Consider the following 16720-nt stretch of genomic DNA (forward strand, 5'->3'; position numbering starts at 1 on the left):
CGGGCGGTCGAAACCACCCGGGCGCCCTCCGTTGACCGCTCTAGCGTCGAGGCTTCCGCGACACGCGGTCGTCGCGCTTGCCCGGCGCACCGCGGTCGGGGCGCAGTTCGATGAGCTTGCCACCGATGCGGGTTCCGGTGAGCTTCGCGAGCACGTCATCCGACAGGTCGGCGGGCAGCTCGACGAGTGAGAAGTCCGGACGGATGTCGATGTGGCCGAAGTCGTTGCGGCTCAGACCACCCTCGTTGGCGAGCGCACCGACGATCTGGCGCGGCTCGACCTTCTGGCGCTTGCCGACGGCGATGCGGTACGTCGCGAGCGACGAGTCGCTGGCACCACGCGGGCGGCGCTCGGGACGGTCGCCCCGGTCACCGCGGTCGAATCGCGACGATCCGCGGTCGTCGCGGCTCGGACGAGAAGCGGATGCTTCCTTCCGCTCGCGCTCGTCACGGTCGCGCTGGGCGCGCATCTCCTCGGGCGAGAGCAGCAGGGGAGTGCTGCCCTGGGCGACGACGGCGAGTGCTGCGGCGACATCGGAATCGGGGACGTCGTGGTGCTTGACGTAGTGGCCGATGATGTCGCGGAACTGCTCGATGCGCTCCGGCTGGTTGAGCGCCTCGGTGATGGCGTCATCGAAACGGCTCAGTCGCGTTGCGTTGACGTCGTCGACGCTCGGCAGCTGCATCTGGGTAAGCGGCTGGCGGGTGGCCTTCTCAATTGCAGTGAGCAGACGACGCTCACGCGGAGTGACGAAGCTGATCGCCGTTCCACTGCGGCCGGCGCGGCCGGTGCGGCCGATCCGGTGCACGTAGGACTCGGTGTCGATCGGGATGTCGTAGTTGACCACGTGGCTGATCCGGTCGACGTCGAGGCCGCGAGCCGCGACATCCGTTGCCACGAGAATGTCGAGCTTGCCCGACTTGAGCTGGTTGACCGTGCGCTCACGCTGCACCTGGGCGACGTCACCGGAGATGGCTGCGGCGGAGTAACCGCGCGCACGCAGCTTCTCGGCGAGTGTCTCGGTCTCGTTCTTGGTGCGGGTGAAGACAATCATGCCCTCGAAGTTCTCGACCTCGAGGATGCGGGTGAGCGCATCCACCTTCTGCGGGTACGAGACGACAAGGTACCGCTGGGTGGTGTTGACCGACGTCGTGGTCTTGCTCTTGACCGTGATCTCTTCGGGGTCGTGCAGGTACTTGGCCGAGATGCGGCGGATCGCAGCCGGCATCGTAGCGGAGAACAGGGCGACCTGTTTGTCCTCGGGGGTGTCGGCGAGGATCGTCTCGACGTCTTCGGCGAAGCCCATCTTGAGCATCTCGTCGGCCTCATCGAGCACGAGGTACTTGAGCTCGGAGAGGTCGAGGGTGCCCTTGTCGAGGTGGTCCATGATGCGGCCGGGAGTACCGACGACAACGTGCACACCGCGGCGAAGCGCAGACAGCTGGACGCCGTAGCCCTGTCCACCGTAAACGGGGAGAACGTGCACACCCTTGAGGTGCGACGCGTACTTCTCGAACGCTTCACAGACCTGGAGCGCGAGCTCGCGGGTCGGTGCGAGCACGAGGGCCTGCGGGGATTTCTGCGTCATGTCGAGACGAGACAGGATCGGAAGGGCGAATGCGGCGGTCTTGCCTGTGCCGGTCTGGGCGAGGCCGACGACGTCGCGGCCCGCGAGAAGCGGCGGAATGGTGGCGGCCTGGATCGCGGACGGAGTTTCGTACCCGACGTCGCGAAGGGCTTTCAGGACGGCGTCAGCGAGCCCGAGCTCGGAAAAGTTCTGGCCGGATTCGACGGTGTCTGCGTCGGCGGGCGCGGTTGTTTCAGGGGAAGTCATACCCTAACGGTAGTCCTTCGCGGATGTGGGTTCACCGTAGGAGTGCGGCTACCGGCAATTAAGGAAGGTGTATCCCGGGCTTCCGGGTGTGGTGAGCGCGAGATCGCGAACGATCGTCGAATAGGGAATGCGGTCGTCTCTGCACAACTCGGCTGGTGTTGCCGCGAGATCTCCGGCGTACTCAATGTCGAGAACGCGCGCTCCGTAGACGTCGGTATAGGCCTCGCATTCGTCGTAGCGGTGACACTGCTCGGCGATCGCAAAGTCGAAACCGGCGTTGTCCCGGCCGCGGGCGCCAAGGTCTGGCGCGTTCTTCTGGCCGACCGCAAGACCAACGGTGTGGGCCGTTTCGGTCAGCAGTGCGGCGAACCCGAGTGCGTCCGTCACCGTAAGCGCGCCATTCGACCGCGTCCACGAATCGAGGTTGTCGAGTTCGACGGCTTCGAAGCCCCTGTCAGCGCATTCAGAGATCGTGCGAGCCAACAAGGAATGCAGTTCTTCACGATTTGTTGCGCTCGAGATATCGAAGAGAAGCTCGTCGGGCCAGTTCTCGTCGATGAGGGGCCCGCCGTTCTCATCCGAGAGAACGAGTTCCGGATGCTGCTCCAGCCACAATGAGCGGTCCGCCGGCTGGCTCTGAAAGCCGTTGACGTAGCAAATCGAGTAGAGGCCATCGGCGGGCTCGTCTGTGCTGTCCCTCACAACCCCACGAATTCCCGCGGGCGGGGGATAACCGCCACCCAACTGGTAGTCGACGACGATGTTCTCCGGAAGCGGTTGGATGCGGTTCGGGTCCGGGGAAGCATCCGTCGTGGATGGCGCCGGTGCGGGGCTGCTGCAGCCAACGAGAATCAGGGCAAAGGCGACCAGCGCGGTGATTCGTGTGCGTGGCATCCGTTGTCCTCCCGTTCCGCCATGCCGGCTTCTCTTCTCTAATCATGGCGAACGGTCTCCTGAGCTGCCGGTGCCAGTCCTCCCGGTGTGCCAGGACTCCCGGCTGACGTCCAGCCAAGCGGGAACAGGACGGGACCGATTACTGTTCTCTTCTGCGTACCCATGCCCGACAATGGACAGGGTTCAACACTGAGGAGGCCACACATGACCGGTACCACCGAAACCGCGATTCTCGCCGGCGGATGTTTCTGGGGAGCGCAGGAGCTCCTCCGCAAGCGCCCGGGAGTGATCTCGACCCGCGTCGGTTACTCCGGCGGAGAGACTCCGAACGCGACCTACCGCAACCACGGCAACCACGCCGAATCCGTCGAGATCGTCTTCGATCCCGAACAGATCTCGTACCGCGACGTTCTGGAGTTCTTCTTCCAGATTCATGACCCGTCGACGAAGGACCGCCAGGGCAACGACGTCGGTGCGAGCTACCGCTCCGCGATCTTCTACCTCAGCGAGGAGCAGAAACGAGTCGCCGAAGACACCATCGCCGATGTCGACGCGTCAGGGCTCTGGCCGGGCAAGGTCGTCACCGAGGTGACGGCGGCCGGCCCGTTCTGGGAGGCCGAGGAAGAGCACCAGGACTACCTGCTGAAGTACCCCAACGGCTACACCTGCCACTTCGTGCGCCCGGGCTGGAAGCTGCCACGCCGCGAAGCTGAAGTCGCCAGCTAACACCGCGACGAAAACGCCCCGGGTTTCGAGACCCGGGGCGTTATTCGTGTGCGGACCTGCGGGCTAGTAGCCGACGACGTTCACGTAGACGAAGCCAGCGATGCCTGCGATGGCAACGATCACTCCGATCCACAGGACGACGCCGCCGATTCCGGTTCGTGCCGGCCAGGTTGGGATGTGATTGCTCATGCCCCCAGCCTACGGTGAAAGCAGCCCGGCCCACGAGCGTGCCGGGCTGCCTGGCATCGACGTCAGGAGCCGACTCTCGCGTCGGCCAGGACCGCATCGATCTGGCCCATTGCGCCGATCGTGCCCTCCTCCATGCCCATCTCCACCATCTGCTCGAGCTGCCCTGCATCCCGGAAGATCGTGACGGATGTCATCCGCGTCACGTCTCCATCCTCGACCAGGGTGACCTCGCACCGGGTGGTGTCATCGGGGTCGAGTGGTTCACCATCGTCGCCGGCGAAGCCGTCGTCGAACTCGAACCGGCGTGGAGCATCCATCGAGACGATCTTCCACCAGCCGCGCGCCTTCTCGCCGTCGGGGCCGCTCATGTAATAGCGGGCGTCGCCGCCCGGTGCGAACTCGAGCTTCTCGAACGTCGCCGGCCAGGTCGGCGGGCCCCACCAGCGCTCGAGCAGCCGGGGGTTCTCCCACACCTGCCAGACCTGGTCGGCCCCAGCGTCGAATTCGGCGACGATGGTGAACGTCAGGTTGTCGACATCTTTGTTCGTACTGATAACGGTCACTGTTCTCTTCCCTTCGTTGTTTCGGAGAGGAGATCTCCGATGCGTTCGGCACGGTCGTGCCAGATTTTTTCGTAGGCGTCGAGCAGTTGCGCTGCCCGGCGCACAGCCTCGGGATTTGCCTGCACCATCTGCTCCCTGCCCCGGCGTCGCTTGACGACGAGCGTCGCGCGTTCCAGCACCGCAACGTGTTTCTGCACGGCGGCGAAGCTCATGTCGTACCGTTCGGCGAGCGCCGTCACGGAGAGTTCGTCGGTGAGAGTGCGCGAAACGATGTCGCGGCGGGTCGCATCCGCCAGTGCCTGGAAGATGCGGTCCACGTCGGTGTCGCTCAGCTCATATGAAACCATTTGGTTGTACGTTAGCCCCGCAATGCGGCAAGCGCAAGACCCCGTTCACTGCCACACCAATCCCGGTGTTAGTGTGACCGCCGAACCCGGATTCCCGGGTCGGATCGGCAGGGAGCATCGTGGACGGGGCAGAAGGCGACGCGTGGTCGGCGGTGGCAGCAGAGTGGGCACGCTTATGGGGCGACTTCGCGGATCCCGTTCGTCGCGCGATCGAGGACGCCGCCGGCATCCGCGCAGGCACCCGGGTGCTCGATGTGGGATGCGGGAGCGGTGAGTTCGTGCGCGCCCTGACCGATGCCGGAGCCGAATGTTCCGGGATCGACCCGGCTGCGGCCATGGTCGAACTCGCTCGGAGCCGGGTGCCGGGAGCGGACATTCGCCGCGGCACCGTGGAGGCCCTGCCGTGGCCCGATGCATCCTTCGACGTGGTCGTCGCGATCAACGCGCTCCAGTTCGCCGACGACCCGGATGCCGCACTGGCGGAGATGACACGGGTCACCGTGCCGGGAGGGTTCGTCGCCGTCGCGAACTGGGCCGATGCACCGTGCAACGACATCCACGTTCTCGAGCAGTCTGTCGCGGCCTCCTTCGACGAGGAACTTCCCCCCGACGACGACCTGCGGCTGCCCGGAGGTCTCGCCGAGCTTCTGCGCGACGGCGGGCTCACCCCGATCGCGTCGGGCCTCGTTGACGCGCCCTGGGAAGCGGCGGACGACGATACCCTCGTCCGCGGCATCCTGCTGGGCGAGGACGATGATGGCCTCGCCGATGGGGCAGCGACCGTCCTCGACGCAGCTGCTCCGTTCCGACTCACCGGGGGCGGATACCGCCTCGACAACGCCTTCCGTTTTGTGGTGGGTACAACGGTGAACCGATAGACATCGACACCGAGGACTACGTGTCGTTCCTCCCGCGGGGAATGCGACGTCGCTTGATCAGCCCGATGATGATAAGCACGAGACCCACCCCGGTGAAGAGAGCAGCTCCGATGATGATGAGCGCCTGCCACAGTCCATCGGCGGGTGCATTGCCCTCCACCGGTGTATTCGTGCCCTGGAAGGCGTAGAGCAGGATCCCTATCACTCCGACGACCAGAAGCACGCCGCCGATGACGAATAACCGCTTGGTCGCAGTGGGTTTGAGGATGTTTTCGCTGTTGACCATGACTTCACGCTAGAACGGTCAGTGACGTAATTGAACGGGTTGACAGTGTGTGGAGTACCCGGCTCACGTGGTGATACTCCCTCCGAAAATGAGGGGATGCCATGCACGCCCGATCCTGCGCAGAATGGGGCATGCCCGTTGTCGTGAACGTCATTCGAAGACTCGCCGCACCGGTGAGCCGCACTCGCACCTTCCGCCGGGTCGGACCCCGCCTTCTGCCCCCGCTCGAGCGCCTGCTGGAGAAGGTCACGGGCGGGAGGGTGCAGGTGAGCGGTTTGCTCGTTCCGACGCTCGTCCTCTCCTCGGTCGGTGCGAAAAGTGGGACGGTCCGCGAGACGGTCCTCATGTACACCCCGGATGGCCGGGGACACGCGATCGTCGCGGGGACGAGCTTCGCTCGCGAGAAGCATCCAGCGTGGACGTACAACCTGATGGTGAATCCGGATGCCGTGATCACGGTTCGCAAGCGACGTCTCGCCGTTCGTGCCATTCCTGTCGCGGATGGCGACCGCGACTCCGCCTGGGAGCGGATCGAACGGCAATGGCCGGGCTATCGGTCCTACGAGCGTGCCTCAGGACGAAAAGTTCGGCTCTTCCTGCTCCAGCCGGTGCGGGAGGAACCGCCCGAGACGTGATCCGACGCGGGACTCAGTCCGCGAGATCGGGTGGCCAGACCACCCGGAAGCGCTCAAACATGATCTCGTCTTCCTCGCTCCACACCGCGCCGCGCGCCGCACAGGTACGCCTCCAATACCTGGCGTGCTCACGCTTCCAGCTGGCGAGCGTGCGGTCGTCTTCACCCTCATCCCACGCGAAGGCGTCGTCCACCGTGTCGAAGGTTCCGAGCCGGAGCTCGACGCTGCGAAGAATGACCCGCGGCGCTCCGGTGCTGTCGCAGGCGATCCAGTGCGAGCCGATGCGAGGGAGCGGATCCCCGTCGAGAGCGAACTGTTCGGCTAGCTCAGCTGTCGCGCGCTTGGCTCCGTGCGTGACCTCGCGGAGTAATTCATCGGCGAGACGGGCAGAGTCCCCGAAATGTTCGACCGTGTATTCCGGGGCCGCTCGCACAGCTTCCGGGTTGGCGGCGGCGTACTCGGCCCAGAACGCTGCCGCTCGGGCTACGTCGGGTGCGGAAGCGGGGCGTTCGTTGTCGGTCACGCTCCTAGTGTTCCAGAGAAGAGGGTGGTCCTTCTCGGCGGTCGATGCTCGAATGGGAGCGGGGCAGAATGCGGAGGAGGACAACACCATGGGCGTTCCGGCGACGGTCAGGCTCGAGCCCTGGGGAGTTGGCGACCTCCCTGTCCTCGAGCGCAGCAATACGCCCGCCATGATGGTCTACCTCGGCGGTCCCGAGAGCGCCGAGAAGCTCGCCGCCAGGCACGCTAAGTACCTGCGCCTCTGCGAAAGCGGCGAAGCAGCCATGTTCACCGTGCACGTCGATGCGAAAGCGGATGCCGTCGGCTCGGTCGGGTACTGGCAAACGGTGTGGCGAGACACCCCGATCTATGAGTGCGGGTGGAGCATTGCCACTGGGTATCAGGGCCGCGGATACGCATCGGCAGCGCTCACCGCGTGCGTCGAGCATGCCGTCGACCACGGGAACCGCGACCTGCTCGTGGCGTTCCCGCGCACTGACAACATGGCATCCAACGCGCTGTGCCGAACCCGGGGATTCGAGCTGAGTGGTGTCGAGGATGCGGAGTATCCGCCGGGCAACCCCATCCGCGTTCACGCGTGGGTTCTCGACCTCGCCGAGCGACGCAGAGATCGTCGCCACCCGGGTTGACGTGCTCTCAGGACAGGAGCTCTATGGGCGCGTTAACTCCGCGCTGCAGCTCTGTGCCTCCGTAGCCGATCGTGGCGGGACAACGACCGCCGGGATGGCCTCTGCGCACTTCGTGGATGATCCGGTCGCTCAAGAACCTTCTACCGGAAAGATCCTCATGAAAACCCCACGAACAACGTTGTTCGGTGCTGCCCTCGCGGTACTTCTCCTGCGGCACTTCTCGTGCCGGCCGCCTGCGAACTGTTGAAGGCTCAGCGCAACGGCTCCTTCTCCGTCGTCGTTGCCGGGCGGGGATCAGAACGCATGCCGTCACTGGCAAGACCCGTGACGGGGCGTGATGATGTGGCTAGGTTGGGAGCCATGGCCACAGACGCGGAAGTCCTTCAGGTGCCCGGACCCAACGGTGAGCGGGATGTTCGCATCTCGAGTCCGACGCGGGTGCTCTGGCCCGAACCCGGCCTCACCAAGCTCGACCTCGCGCGCTACATGATCGAGGTCGGTGAGGCGTTCATTCGGGCGAACGGCGACAGGCCCGTGTCTCTGCAGCGGTTCCCCGGAGGAATCGACGGTGAGCAATTCTTCTCCAAGAACCCGCCGAAGGGTGCGCCGGACTACGTCCGCTCCGTTCCTGTTGTGTACCCGAGCGGCCGGTCACATCCGCAACTCGTGCTCGACGAACCGGCGGCAGCGGTGTGGGCGGTGCAGATGAATACCGTCGTCTTCCACCCCTGGCCCTCGCGGGCAGGTGACTCCGACAACCCCGACCAACTCCGGATCGATCTCGACCCCCAGCCGGGAACAGGCTTCGCCGACGCTGTTCCCGCGGCATTCGAACTCCGCTCGGTGCTGGAAGAGGCGGGGCTGACTGCTTTCGTGAAGACCAGCGGAAACCGCGGCATCCACGTCTTTGCCCCGATCGAACCGGTGCGGGAGTTCCTCGACGTGCGCCACGCCGTCATCGCCGCCGCCAGGGAACTGGAACGGCGGATGCCGGAGAAGGTCACGACCGCGTGGTGGAAGGAAGAACGCGGAGAGAAGATGTTCGTCGACTATAACCAGGCCAACCGCGACCGGACGATGGCAGGAGCGTACAGCCCGCGGGCTCTCTCCCATGCGCCCGTTTCCTGCCCGCTGGGCTGGGACGAGCTCGACGGTGCTGACCCGAGGGAGTTCACGATCCTCACCATCCCCGAGCGGCTGGCCACCGTGGGGGATCCGTGGGAGAACCTGCACGAGAAACCCGGCACCGTCGATGTGCTGCTCGAGTGGTGGCATCGCGATGTGGCGAACGGGCTCGGCGAGCTGCCCTTCCCGCCCGACTTCCCGAAGATGCCCGGGGAGCCGCCTCGGGTGCAGCCGAGCCGCAAAAACGCGGCGAACTGGGACGGCGAGGAGAAGAAGAAGACCGACTAGTCGAGCACGTCGTTGAGGTCGTAAGCGACGGGTACCTCGAGCTGGTCGAACCGACAGGACCTCGCGTCGCGATCGGGACGCCACCTGGCGAACTGCACGGTGTGACGAAACCGCATGCCCTCCATCTGGTCGTACTGGACTTCCGCAACGCGGGTCGGCTCGAGCGGGACGAATGAGACATCCTTGCTTGAACTGAAACGGCTCCTGTCCGTCTCGGCGCTCGCCACGTTACCGTCGTCGTCACGCACGACGAGCGGTTCGAGTTCGTCGACGAGCTCCAGCCGGCGGGCATTGCTGAAGGCGGATGCTCCACCCACGTTTCGAAGCACCCCGCCGTCGTCATAGAGACCGAGCAACAGGGAACCGACACCGTTGCCGCTCTTGTGCACGCGATAGCCCACGATCACGACATCGGCGGTCCGGTGGTGCTTGATCTTGAGCATCTGCCGTTTGCCCGGTGCGTATACGCCAGCGAGGGGCTTGGCGACGACGCCGTCGAAACCGGCGCCCTCGAACTCGATGAGCCACTTCCGTGCCAGGTCGACGTCGGTCGTTGTGCGGGTGAGGTGCAGCGGGTGCTCGGGTGTGCCGAGGAAGGCCTCGAGCCGTGCCCGCCGTTCGCCGAAAGGCAGATCGAGGAGGCTCTCCCCGTCGAGGCCGAGCAGGTCGAACGCGACGAACATCGCGGGTGTCTCTGTCGCGAGCAATGTCACGCGGCTTGCGGCGGGGTGGATTCTCGCGGTGAGGGCTTCCCAGTCGAGTCGCTGGCTGCCCGGTTCTCCGGTCGGGACGACGATCTCTCCGTCAAGAACGCACGGCCGGGTCAGGAGCCGGCCGAGGGCATCCGTCAGTTCGGGGAAGTACCTGGTGAGCATCTTGGCGCCCCTGCTGCCGATTTCGGCGTTCTCGCCGTCGAACGAAATGATGGCCCGAAACCCGTCCCACTTGGGCTCATAGCTGAGTCCGCCGTCGACGGAATCCGGGTCGGGAACGGCCGAGACGGCTTTTGCGAGCATCGGGGAAGGGAGTTCAAGTGCCGGAGTGTCCATGGCTCGATCCTGCCGCAGTCACGGCCGCGGCGACAGGGGCGGGTGTCGTCAACCCCATGTTGGGGCGTGTGGTGGCGGTGTTAGCGTCGAGTCACTGTGCAGACCTTCCTTCCGTACCCGTCGTTTTCCGAGAGCGCTCGCGTGCTTGACCGCGCGAGGCTGGGCAAGCAGCGGGTGGAGGCTCTCCAGCTCCTGCGAGCGGTCACGATCCCGACCTATGGCTGGCGCCACCATCCGGCGGCAAAGATGTGGCGGGGATATCTGCCGGCGCTGACCAGGTATGGCCTCGATATGACGGATGTCTGGATCGAGCGCGGCCACGCCGATACCGTTCGTCCGCAGATCCTCGAGTTCGCCCCCGACGTCGACGCGCTCACCCAGGACGACCTCGAGTTGCCGCCGTGGCTCGGCGACGAGGCGCTTCACCTCAGCCACCGCTCCAACCTGATCCGCAAGGATCCCGTCTATTACGGAGTGTTGTTCCCGGGTGTTCCCGCAGACCTGCCGTACGTCTGGCCGGGGGAGACGCGGTAACCCCGTGGCGAGGGCATTCGTGGGTATCTCCGGCTGGAGGTACAAACCCTGGCGCGGTGTGTTCTACCCCAGAGGACTTGTGCAGAGGAACGAGCTCGCTTTCGTGGCCGAGCGGCTCAACTCCGTCGAGATCAACGGGTCGTTCTACTCGCTTCAGACCCCGGCGAGCTACCAGCGCTGGGCCGCCGAGGTTCCTGACGACTTCGTCTTCGCGGTGAAGGGTGGGCGGTATCTCAGCCATATCCTCCGCCTCCGCAACATCGAAACGGCATTGCCCAACTTCTTCGCGTCCGGTCTCCTCGCTCTCGGCCCCAAACTCGGACCGATCCTCTGGCAGTTGCCGCCGAACCTCGCATTCGATGCCGGGTTGGTTCGCTCCTTTCTCGAAGCGCTTCCGCGGACGACCGCCGCTGCCGTGGAGATCGCCCGTGGTCACGATGAGCGGCTCGATGGGCGCTCCTGGTTACAGACCGACGAAAACCGGCCGCTGCGTCACGCCGTCGAGGTCCGGCATCCGAGCTTCGAAAGTGACGAATTCGCCAACCTGATGGCGGAGCAGGATGCCGGAATCGTCGTCGCGGACAGCGCGGGTCACTTTCCGCAACTGTTCACCGTGACCAGTGATTTCGTCTACGTGCGGCTTCATGGCGCACAGGAACTGTACGTCAGCGGCTACCCGGAGGAACTCCTGCAGCAGTGGGCGAACCGGATCGAAGGCTGGCTCACCGGTGCGACGACGCCGGACGGCAGACCACGGGACGTGTACGTCTACTGCGACAACGACGTCAAGGTGCGGGCGCCGTACGACGCGATGCGCCTCGGCGAACTCCTCGCCGAGCACCGCTGACCATTCAACCGCGGGCGGCCGACCGCTCGGCGAGAAAAGTGTGCACCGATGAGATGACAACCGAGCCTTCACCCACGGCAGACGCGACGCGCTTCACCGACCCACGCCGCACATCACCGATCGCGAACAGCCCAGGCACGGATGACTCGAGCGCCCCCGGCGGCCTCTCGTGCGACCACACCCGGCGACCGCCCTCGAGCACGACGTCGCTCCCCGTCCAGACGAACCCCCAGTTGTCGCGCAGCACCTCCTCTGGCAACCACCCGGTGTGGGGAGCCGCGCCGATCGTGATGAAGAGCGCGTTACTCGGCACGGTCGCCTCCTCCCCGGTGACGCGGTGCCGCAGCACAAGGAACTCCAACTGGTTCCCGTCTCCACCTCCGCCGACAACCCTCGTCTCGGTGATCACGGCCACCCCGGCAGCGGCCAGTTCGGCGATGAGATACCCCGACATGCTCGCAGCGAGGGTGGGACTGCGAACGATGAGCGAGACGGATGCCGCGTAGCGGGCCAGGTGCAACGCCGCCTGCCCCGCAGAGTTCCCGCCGCCGACCACGTGCACGATCCGCCCGGTTTGTGCCTTCGCCTCGACAGCGGATGCTCCGTAGAACACCGCCGATCCCACCCACGGGTCGAGGGCGGGAATCGCGAGCCTGCGGTAGGAGACCCCGCTGGCGAGAACGACCGACCTGGCCCGCACCGTGTCGCCGGGAGCGACGGTGAGTTCAAAGGCATCCGGCTCCACCCGCATGCCCACCACCTCGCGGGTGTGGGCGAACCGGGCTCCGAACACCCACGCCTGCTGATACGCCCTCTCCGACAGTTCGGCGCCCGAAACCCCGCGTGAGAATCCGAGGTAGTTGCGGATGAGGGAACTCGACCCGGCCTGCCCGCCAATCGACTCCCGCTCGAGGACGAGGGTGTCGAGACCCTCGGACGCGGCATACACGGCGGCAGCGAGCCCACCAGGCCCGGCACCGATGATCGCGAGGTCGACGGTCTGGGCGGGGAGCGCGGTCGTGAGCCCGACGGCATCCGCGAGGTTTGCGTTCGTGGGTTCGACGAGAAGCCGGCCGTCTGCGAGAAGCACCGCAGGAGCATCCGCTATGTCGTTCCCGGCATCGGCTGCGGCTGACGCCGCGAGCGGTGAGCCGGGAGCGGCGTAGCGGAGCCGGATGCCGGCGCGCGACAGAAAACGCCGGATCTCATGGACGCGCGGGGACGCGTCCCGGCCGAACACAATCGCGTCGGGGGAGTGGTCGCCCGCCGCACGTTCCCACTCGAGCAGGAACTCGGTCACCGTGCGGTGGAAGTATTCGTCCGGCGTGTGCCGGGGTAGAACGACGTAGTAGTCGATGCGGGTGCGGGTCATGGCGTCGAAGATGGACCGCGCGACAACCGGATCCGCCCACGAACCCCAGCGCACCACGAGGCCGCGGCGAACGTCCGGATACAACGCTCTGGCGAGGTCGAAGACGGTGCCGTCGTCGGCGTCCTCGGTGAGGTCGTCGGAGAGTACGAGGGCGACCTGCCGTCCGGCCGCGCTTGAACGTCTGAGGAGACCGGCGGATTCGGACGCTCTCGACGACGACAGCACCTCGTAGTCGGCCGCGTAACGGGAGCGAAGCTCCTCGACGAGACGGTCCCTCGCGTCTGCGTCGGCGGCACAGACGAGGATGATCGGATGTGACCGGTCGTCGTCCCTCGCCATGTGAGCGCTCCGTCCTGCGATCCAACCGTGGATTTCTGCGGCCAGAGTACTCCGGGCATCCGGCATCGCACCAGCGGTCGGCCGCGCCGGAGGGCTGGACGTGAACCCTCCGGTCGTTCCAGACTTTCAACTATGAATTCCTCGCGGGGTATTCGCACGCCCGATCAGCGCTTGCGCGTCTTCGTCAGCTCGACACTGAAGGAACTGGCGTCGGAGCGCAAAGCGGCGCGCGCCGCGATCGAGAGGCTGCACCTGGCACCGGTGATGTTCGAACTCGGTGCGCGCCCCCACCCACCCCGCGACCTCTATCGTTCCTATCTGGAACAGAGCGATGTCTTCGTGGGGATTTACGGGGACCGGTATGGCTGGGTCGCCCCGGGCGAGGAGGTGTCAGGGCTCGCCGATGAGTATCTGCTGTCTCCCCGCACGATGCCGAAACTGATCTACATTCGTGAGTCGGAGGGGCGCGAGCCGCGCCTCACGGAGCTGCTCGATCGCATCCGCTCCGACGATTCGGCGTCGTTCAAATACTTCGCCGACCCGCGGGAACTGCGAGGCTTTCTCGAGGCGGACCTCGCCGTCCTGCTTGCTGAGCGCTTCGACCGGAGCCGCGTGCCGGAAGTACCCGTCACGCCAGAGGCTGAGTCGGCCATTCATGAGAGCGACGACCAGGTGCGGCTCCCAATCCCGCTGACCGGCCTCGTCGGGCGGGAACAGGAGCTCGAGGCGCTCGAGCGGATGCTGCGCGGCGGCTCGGTTCGGCTGCTCACGCTCACCGGACCCGGGGGAATCGGAAAGAGTCGCCTGGCGATCGCGGCAGCGGAGCGAGCCGCGGATGAGTTCCGGGGAGGCGTGCGATTCGTCGACTTCTCCGCGGTGCGCGAGCCAGCGCTCGTGCTCTCCACCATCGCCCAGGCGCTCGGCGTGCGTGACATCGGTGATACCCCCGTGCTCGACAAGCTGGCGACGGCTCTACGATTCAGGCGGATTCTGCTGATCCTCGACAACTTCGAGCAGATCGTCGACGCCGCCCCGTCGCTGTCGGAGTTGCTCTCGGTGGTGCCCGGCCTCACCCTTCTTGTCACGAGCAGGAGTCTGCTGCGTGTTTCGGTGGAACGCAGCTTTCCCGTCGGGCCTCTCGAGTTGCCCGAGACAGGGTCCGACCTCTCTCCGACCGACCTCGTCGGCATCCCGGCGGTCGCCCTGTTCGTCGAGCGCGCCCACGCGGTGAAACCGGACTTCGAGGTGACGAGCGCCAACGTCGACGCGGTCGTCGGGATCTGCCGGGCGCTCGACGGTGTGCCACTCGCCCTGGAACTCGCGGCAGCGAAAATACGGGTCCTGTCGCCGGCGTCGATGCTTGAGCGGCTCGATCGATTGCTGTCCTTCCTGGGTGGCGGGCCGAGGGATCTCCCCGCCCGCCAGCAGACCCTCAGGAAGACCATCGACTGGAGTACCCAGATGCTCAACGACGACGAGAAGAGTCTTCTCGCCGCGACCGGGGTGTTCGAGGGCGGGTTCTCCCTCGAAGCGATCGAGACGGTCTGGGATCCAGAGCGGGAGCGGGACACGCTCGGTGTGCTCGGTGTTCTCGTCGACAGCAGCCTGGTTCGGCAGCAGGATTCGGGTGGCCGGTCCTTTTTCTCGCTCCTCGCGACCGTGAAGGCCTACGCCCTCGAACGGCTGGAGGAGCTCGGGGTGCTCGCCGAGTTTCGGGAACGTCATGCCCGTTTCTTCATCGCGCTGGCGCTCGAGGCGGAGTCAGAGCTCGAAACGCGCAAGCAGCACGAGTGGATGGTGCGGCTCACCGACGACTGTGACAATCTCCGCGCCGTGGAACGCTACCTTCTCGAGACCGAGGACTGGGAGCGTGCCACCGGTTTCTCCTGGGCGCTCTACATCTTCTGGTGGGTCGGTGGGCACCTCGGTGAGGTGCGCCGCTGGATGGAGACGGTGCTGGCATCCGGTGCGCCCTTGTCCGATCTGGCCACGGCGGTCGCGCTGTACTACACGCGAGCGATCACCTTCTGGCAGGATCCTGACGGCCAGGTCATTCCCGGGCTCACCGAAAGCGCCGAGATGTTCCGGAGCGGCGGCGACCCTCCCGGTGAAGCCCTCACCCGGATCTCGCTCGCGCTCGCTCTGCTCGCGGCAGCCGAACCCGATCCGGCAGGGGCGGATGAGCAGCTCAATCGGAGCCTCGAGATCTTCCGCGAAGCCGATGACACGTGGGGAGAAGCGGTGACGCTGGTCACGCTGGGACGGGTGGACCTGCTTCGGCAGGACGTTCACGCTGCGTTCGCGCGATTCTTCGAGAGCCTGGCGCTCGCGCGGGAGCTGGATGACGACCTCGGTGAAACCATCGCGCTCCATCACCTCGGCTGGGCACAGGTGGTGAAGGGGGACCTGCCGGCGGCGCAGGGATCGTTCCGCGAGAGCCTCGGACTCTCGCTCCGCCTCGGCCATGACGAAGGGATCGCCTACGGGCTCGAGGGGATGGTGGCGACCGCTGCGTCCGGCGGCGACATCGACCGTGCCGGCCGGCTGCTCGGAGCGTCGGAGCGGGTGAGGGAGCAGGGAGGCATCTACAACGCTCCCTCGTTCTCCTTCCACGACCAGTGGGTGGCGCAGATCCGCTCCAGTCCCGCGGCGTCGTCCTTCGAGGAGGCCAGGCTGGCGGGGAGGAAGCTGTCTGCGCGGGCCGCCGCGGCATACGCGCTCGAGCAGACTCCTGTCCCGGAGGGAGCGCCGGGCGATGGCTGAGGAGCCGACAGAACCGGACGTCCGGCGGCCACGGTCCGAGCGTGGGGATGACGGCATCCGCCCGATCACCAGGGCGGTGTCCATCCTGGTCCTCCCGTTTCTTGCCGCAGCCAGTGTGCTGCTGTATCTCTTCGCCGGGGACACCGACCGACTGTTCGCGTGGACGATCCAGCCGCCGCTCACCGCCATGGTGCTGGCGAGCGCCTACCTCGGCGGGATCTGGTTCTTCGTGCAGGTGCTCCGGCAGGGGCGCTGGCACCGGGTGAGACACGGTTTTCCTGCCGTGCTCATCTTCGCAACCCTTCTCGCAATCGCGACGATCCTCCACTGGGACCGGTTCCACTTCGGCCATGTCTCGTTCGTCACCTGGGCCACCCTGTACTTCGTCACCCCTGTGCTTCTCGTGGCAGTTCTCATCGTCAACTGGCGAGCGGACGCCGGAAGAGCGGATGCCGTCGATACGGTCACGCCGTGGCCCGCGCGCGTCTTCCTCGCGATCGTCGGGGCGGCATCCGCCGTCGTCGGGCTTCTCATGTTCGTTTCGCCGACCCTCGCGATCGGATCGTGGGCGTGGGAGGTGACCCCGCTCACAGCGAGGGTACTCGGCGCCGTGCTCATCCTGCCTGGGGCAGTGAACATATGGATGCTTCTCGACCGCCGGTGGAGCGCGTTCAAATGGATCGTGCAGGCAGAGCTGGTCTGCCTGGTGTTCCTCAACATCGCGATCGTGCTGTGCAGGGACCAACTCGACTGGCGGAACGTGGTGACCATTCCCGTTGTCGTCGTGCTCGCGGCATCCCTCGTGTTCTTCGCCTGGCTCTATCTCGATGGAGAACGCCGCGCTCGCCGCGGTCGCGCTGGCACGGCTCCCTGAGTTCGGCGAGCCGTGCCGGGGGAACC

18 protein-coding genes are annotated in these 16720 nt (G+C 66.0%); 9 read left to right on the plus strand and 9 right to left on the minus strand.

Annotated features, from left to right (window positions below; translation table 11 throughout):
• Positions 1–40: 40 nt before the first annotated feature.
• A complete protein-coding gene (locus ACWA1Q_RS05975; protein ID WP_463760315.1) occupies positions 41–1834 on the minus strand; it encodes a DEAD/DEAH box helicase in 1794 nt (597 codons plus the stop codon).
• Between the two features lie 48 nt (positions 1835–1882).
• The gene (locus ACWA1Q_RS05980) at positions 1883–2728 is read right to left on the minus strand and encodes an endo alpha-1,4 polygalactosaminidase (protein ID WP_463760317.1); all 846 of its coding nucleotides are present in this window, start codon (positions 2726–2728) and stop codon (positions 1883–1885) included.
• Positions 2729–2932: 204 nt separating this feature from the next.
• Here ACWA1Q_RS05980 and msrA point away from each other — a divergent pair, with 204 nt between their 5' ends.
• Positions 2933–3454, plus strand: a complete 522-nt coding sequence (gene msrA / locus ACWA1Q_RS05985; protein WP_463760319.1) for a peptide-methionine (S)-S-oxide reductase MsrA — start codon at positions 2933–2935, stop codon at positions 3452–3454.
• A gap of 63 nt (positions 3455–3517) precedes the next feature.
• Here the strand turns inward: msrA and ACWA1Q_RS05990 are convergent, their stop codons facing one another.
• The 3 genes from ACWA1Q_RS05990 to ACWA1Q_RS06000 form a co-directional block, all read right to left on the minus strand.
• Positions 3518–3643, minus strand: coding sequence for a hypothetical protein (locus ACWA1Q_RS05990; RefSeq protein WP_463760321.1), 126 nt, complete (start codon positions 3641–3643; stop codon positions 3518–3520).
• A 62-nt stretch (positions 3644–3705) separates the two neighbouring features.
• Positions 3706–4206, minus strand: a complete 501-nt coding sequence (locus ACWA1Q_RS05995; protein WP_463760322.1) for an SRPBCC family protein — start codon at positions 4204–4206, stop codon at positions 3706–3708.
• Complete coding sequence (locus ACWA1Q_RS06000) at positions 4203–4553, minus strand: ArsR/SmtB family transcription factor (protein ID WP_463760325.1); 351 nt, start codon at positions 4551–4553, stop codon at positions 4203–4205. The genes ACWA1Q_RS05995 and ACWA1Q_RS06000 overlap by 4 nt, the downstream gene beginning before the upstream one ends.
• Positions 4554–4672: 119 nt before the next feature.
• Here ACWA1Q_RS06000 and ACWA1Q_RS06005 point away from each other — a divergent pair, with 119 nt between their 5' ends.
• Positions 4673–5431: a class I SAM-dependent methyltransferase gene (locus ACWA1Q_RS06005; RefSeq protein WP_463760326.1), complete on the plus strand. Its 759-nt coding sequence runs from the start codon at positions 4673–4675 to the stop codon at positions 5429–5431.
• A 16-nt stretch (positions 5432–5447) separates the two neighbouring features.
• Here the strand turns inward: ACWA1Q_RS06005 and ACWA1Q_RS06010 are convergent, their stop codons facing one another.
• Positions 5448–5717, minus strand: a complete 270-nt coding sequence (locus tag ACWA1Q_RS06010) for a hypothetical protein (protein ID WP_463760328.1) — start codon at positions 5715–5717, stop codon at positions 5448–5450.
• Between the two features lie 131 nt (positions 5718–5848).
• Here ACWA1Q_RS06010 and ACWA1Q_RS06015 point away from each other — a divergent pair, with 131 nt between their 5' ends.
• Positions 5849–6352 carry a nitroreductase family deazaflavin-dependent oxidoreductase gene (locus tag ACWA1Q_RS06015; protein ID WP_463760329.1) on the plus strand — a complete coding sequence of 168 codons (504 nt, stop codon included), beginning with the start codon at positions 5849–5851 and terminating at the stop codon, positions 6350–6352.
• Between the two features lie 13 nt (positions 6353–6365).
• Here ACWA1Q_RS06015 and ACWA1Q_RS06020 read toward each other — a convergent pair whose 3' ends face one another.
• Positions 6366–6875, minus strand: a complete 510-nt coding sequence (locus tag ACWA1Q_RS06020; RefSeq protein ID WP_463760330.1) for an ASCH domain-containing protein — start codon at positions 6873–6875, stop codon at positions 6366–6368.
• An 88-nt stretch (positions 6876–6963) separates the two neighbouring features.
• Here ACWA1Q_RS06020 and ACWA1Q_RS06025 point away from each other — a divergent pair, with 88 nt between their 5' ends.
• Both ACWA1Q_RS06025 and ligD read left to right on the plus strand, forming a co-directional pair.
• The gene (locus tag ACWA1Q_RS06025; protein WP_463760332.1) at positions 6964–7503 is read left to right on the plus strand and encodes a GNAT family N-acetyltransferase; all 540 of its coding nucleotides are present in this window, start codon (positions 6964–6966) and stop codon (positions 7501–7503) included.
• A 360-nt stretch (positions 7504–7863) separates the two neighbouring features.
• Positions 7864–8916, plus strand: coding sequence for a non-homologous end-joining DNA ligase (ligD, locus tag ACWA1Q_RS06030; RefSeq protein WP_463760333.1), 1053 nt, complete (start codon positions 7864–7866; stop codon positions 8914–8916).
• Here ligD and ACWA1Q_RS06035 read toward each other — a convergent pair.
• Positions 8913–9965, minus strand: a complete 1053-nt coding sequence (locus tag ACWA1Q_RS06035; protein WP_463760335.1) for an ATP-dependent DNA ligase — start codon at positions 9963–9965, stop codon at positions 8913–8915. The two genes, ligD and ACWA1Q_RS06035, sit on opposite strands and share 4 nt — an antisense overlap.
• A gap of 96 nt (positions 9966–10061) precedes the next feature.
• On the opposite strand from ACWA1Q_RS06035, the gene ACWA1Q_RS06040 reads away from it, so the two are divergent.
• Positions 10062–10499, plus strand: a complete 438-nt coding sequence (locus ACWA1Q_RS06040; RefSeq protein WP_463760337.1) for an MSMEG_6728 family protein — start codon at positions 10062–10064, stop codon at positions 10497–10499.
• A gap of 58 nt (positions 10500–10557) precedes the next feature.
• On the plus strand, positions 10558–11346 hold the full coding sequence (locus ACWA1Q_RS06045; RefSeq protein WP_463760339.1) for a DUF72 domain-containing protein: 789 nt from the start codon (positions 10558–10560) through the stop codon (positions 11344–11346).
• 4 nt (positions 11347–11350) lie between these two features.
• Here ACWA1Q_RS06045 and ACWA1Q_RS06050 read toward each other — a convergent pair whose 3' ends face one another.
• Positions 11351–13057, minus strand: coding sequence for an NAD(P)/FAD-dependent oxidoreductase (locus ACWA1Q_RS06050; RefSeq protein ID WP_463760340.1), 1707 nt, complete (start codon positions 13055–13057; stop codon positions 11351–11353).
• A 132-nt stretch (positions 13058–13189) separates the two neighbouring features.
• Here ACWA1Q_RS06050 and ACWA1Q_RS06055 point away from each other — a divergent pair, with 132 nt between their 5' ends.
• Positions 13190–15820 (plus strand): ATP-binding protein, encoded by a 2631-nt coding sequence (locus ACWA1Q_RS06055; RefSeq protein WP_463760342.1) that lies wholly within the window; start codon positions 13190–13192, stop codon positions 15818–15820.
• The gene (locus ACWA1Q_RS06060) at positions 15813–16694 is read left to right on the plus strand and encodes a hypothetical protein (RefSeq protein WP_463760344.1); all 882 of its coding nucleotides are present in this window, start codon (positions 15813–15815) and stop codon (positions 16692–16694) included. Before ACWA1Q_RS06055 ends, ACWA1Q_RS06060 begins: the two co-directional genes overlap by 8 nt.
• The last annotated feature ends 26 nt before the right edge of the window (positions 16695–16720 follow it).

The sequence above is a fragment of the Mycetocola sp. TRD_SC_2 genome (assembly GCF_055361225.1).

Bases quoted from the DNA above. Each gene is read 5' to 3' on its own strand.
- ACWA1Q_RS05975 (WP_463760315.1), bottom strand. From the start codon at position 1,834: ATGACTTCCCCTGAAACAACCGCGCCCGCCGACGCAGACACCGTCGAA.
- ACWA1Q_RS05980 (WP_463760317.1), bottom strand. From the start codon at position 2,728: ATGCCACGCACACGAATCACCGCGCTGGTCGCCTTTGCCCTGATTCTC.
- msrA (WP_463760319.1), top strand. From the start codon at position 2,933: ATGACCGGTACCACCGAAACCGCGATTCTCGCCGGCGGATGTTTCTGG.
- ACWA1Q_RS05990 (WP_463760321.1), bottom strand. From the start codon at position 3,643: ATGAGCAATCACATCCCAACCTGGCCGGCACGAACCGGAATCGGCGGC.
- ACWA1Q_RS06000 (WP_463760325.1), bottom strand. From the start codon at position 4,553: ATGGTTTCATATGAGCTGAGCGACACCGACGTGGACCGCATCTTCCAG.
- ACWA1Q_RS06010 (WP_463760328.1), bottom strand. From the start codon at position 5,717: ATGGTCAACAGCGAAAACATCCTCAAACCCACTGCGACCAAGCGGTTA.
- ACWA1Q_RS06015 (WP_463760329.1), top strand. From the start codon at position 5,849: ATGCCCGTTGTCGTGAACGTCATTCGAAGACTCGCCGCACCGGTGAGC.
- ACWA1Q_RS06025 (WP_463760332.1), top strand. From the start codon at position 6,964: ATGGGCGTTCCGGCGACGGTCAGGCTCGAGCCCTGGGGAGTTGGCGAC.
- ligD (WP_463760333.1), top strand. From the start codon at position 7,864: ATGGCCACAGACGCGGAAGTCCTTCAGGTGCCCGGACCCAACGGTGAG.
- ACWA1Q_RS06035 (WP_463760335.1), bottom strand. From the start codon at position 9,965: ATGGACACTCCGGCACTTGAACTCCCTTCCCCGATGCTCGCAAAAGCC.
- ACWA1Q_RS06050 (WP_463760340.1), bottom strand. From the start codon at position 13,057: ATGGCGAGGGACGACGACCGGTCACATCCGATCATCCTCGTCTGTGCC.
- ACWA1Q_RS06055 (WP_463760342.1), top strand. From the start codon at position 13,190: ATGAATTCCTCGCGGGGTATTCGCACGCCCGATCAGCGCTTGCGCGTC.
- ACWA1Q_RS06060 (WP_463760344.1), top strand. From the start codon at position 15,813: ATGGCTGAGGAGCCGACAGAACCGGACGTCCGGCGGCCACGGTCCGAG.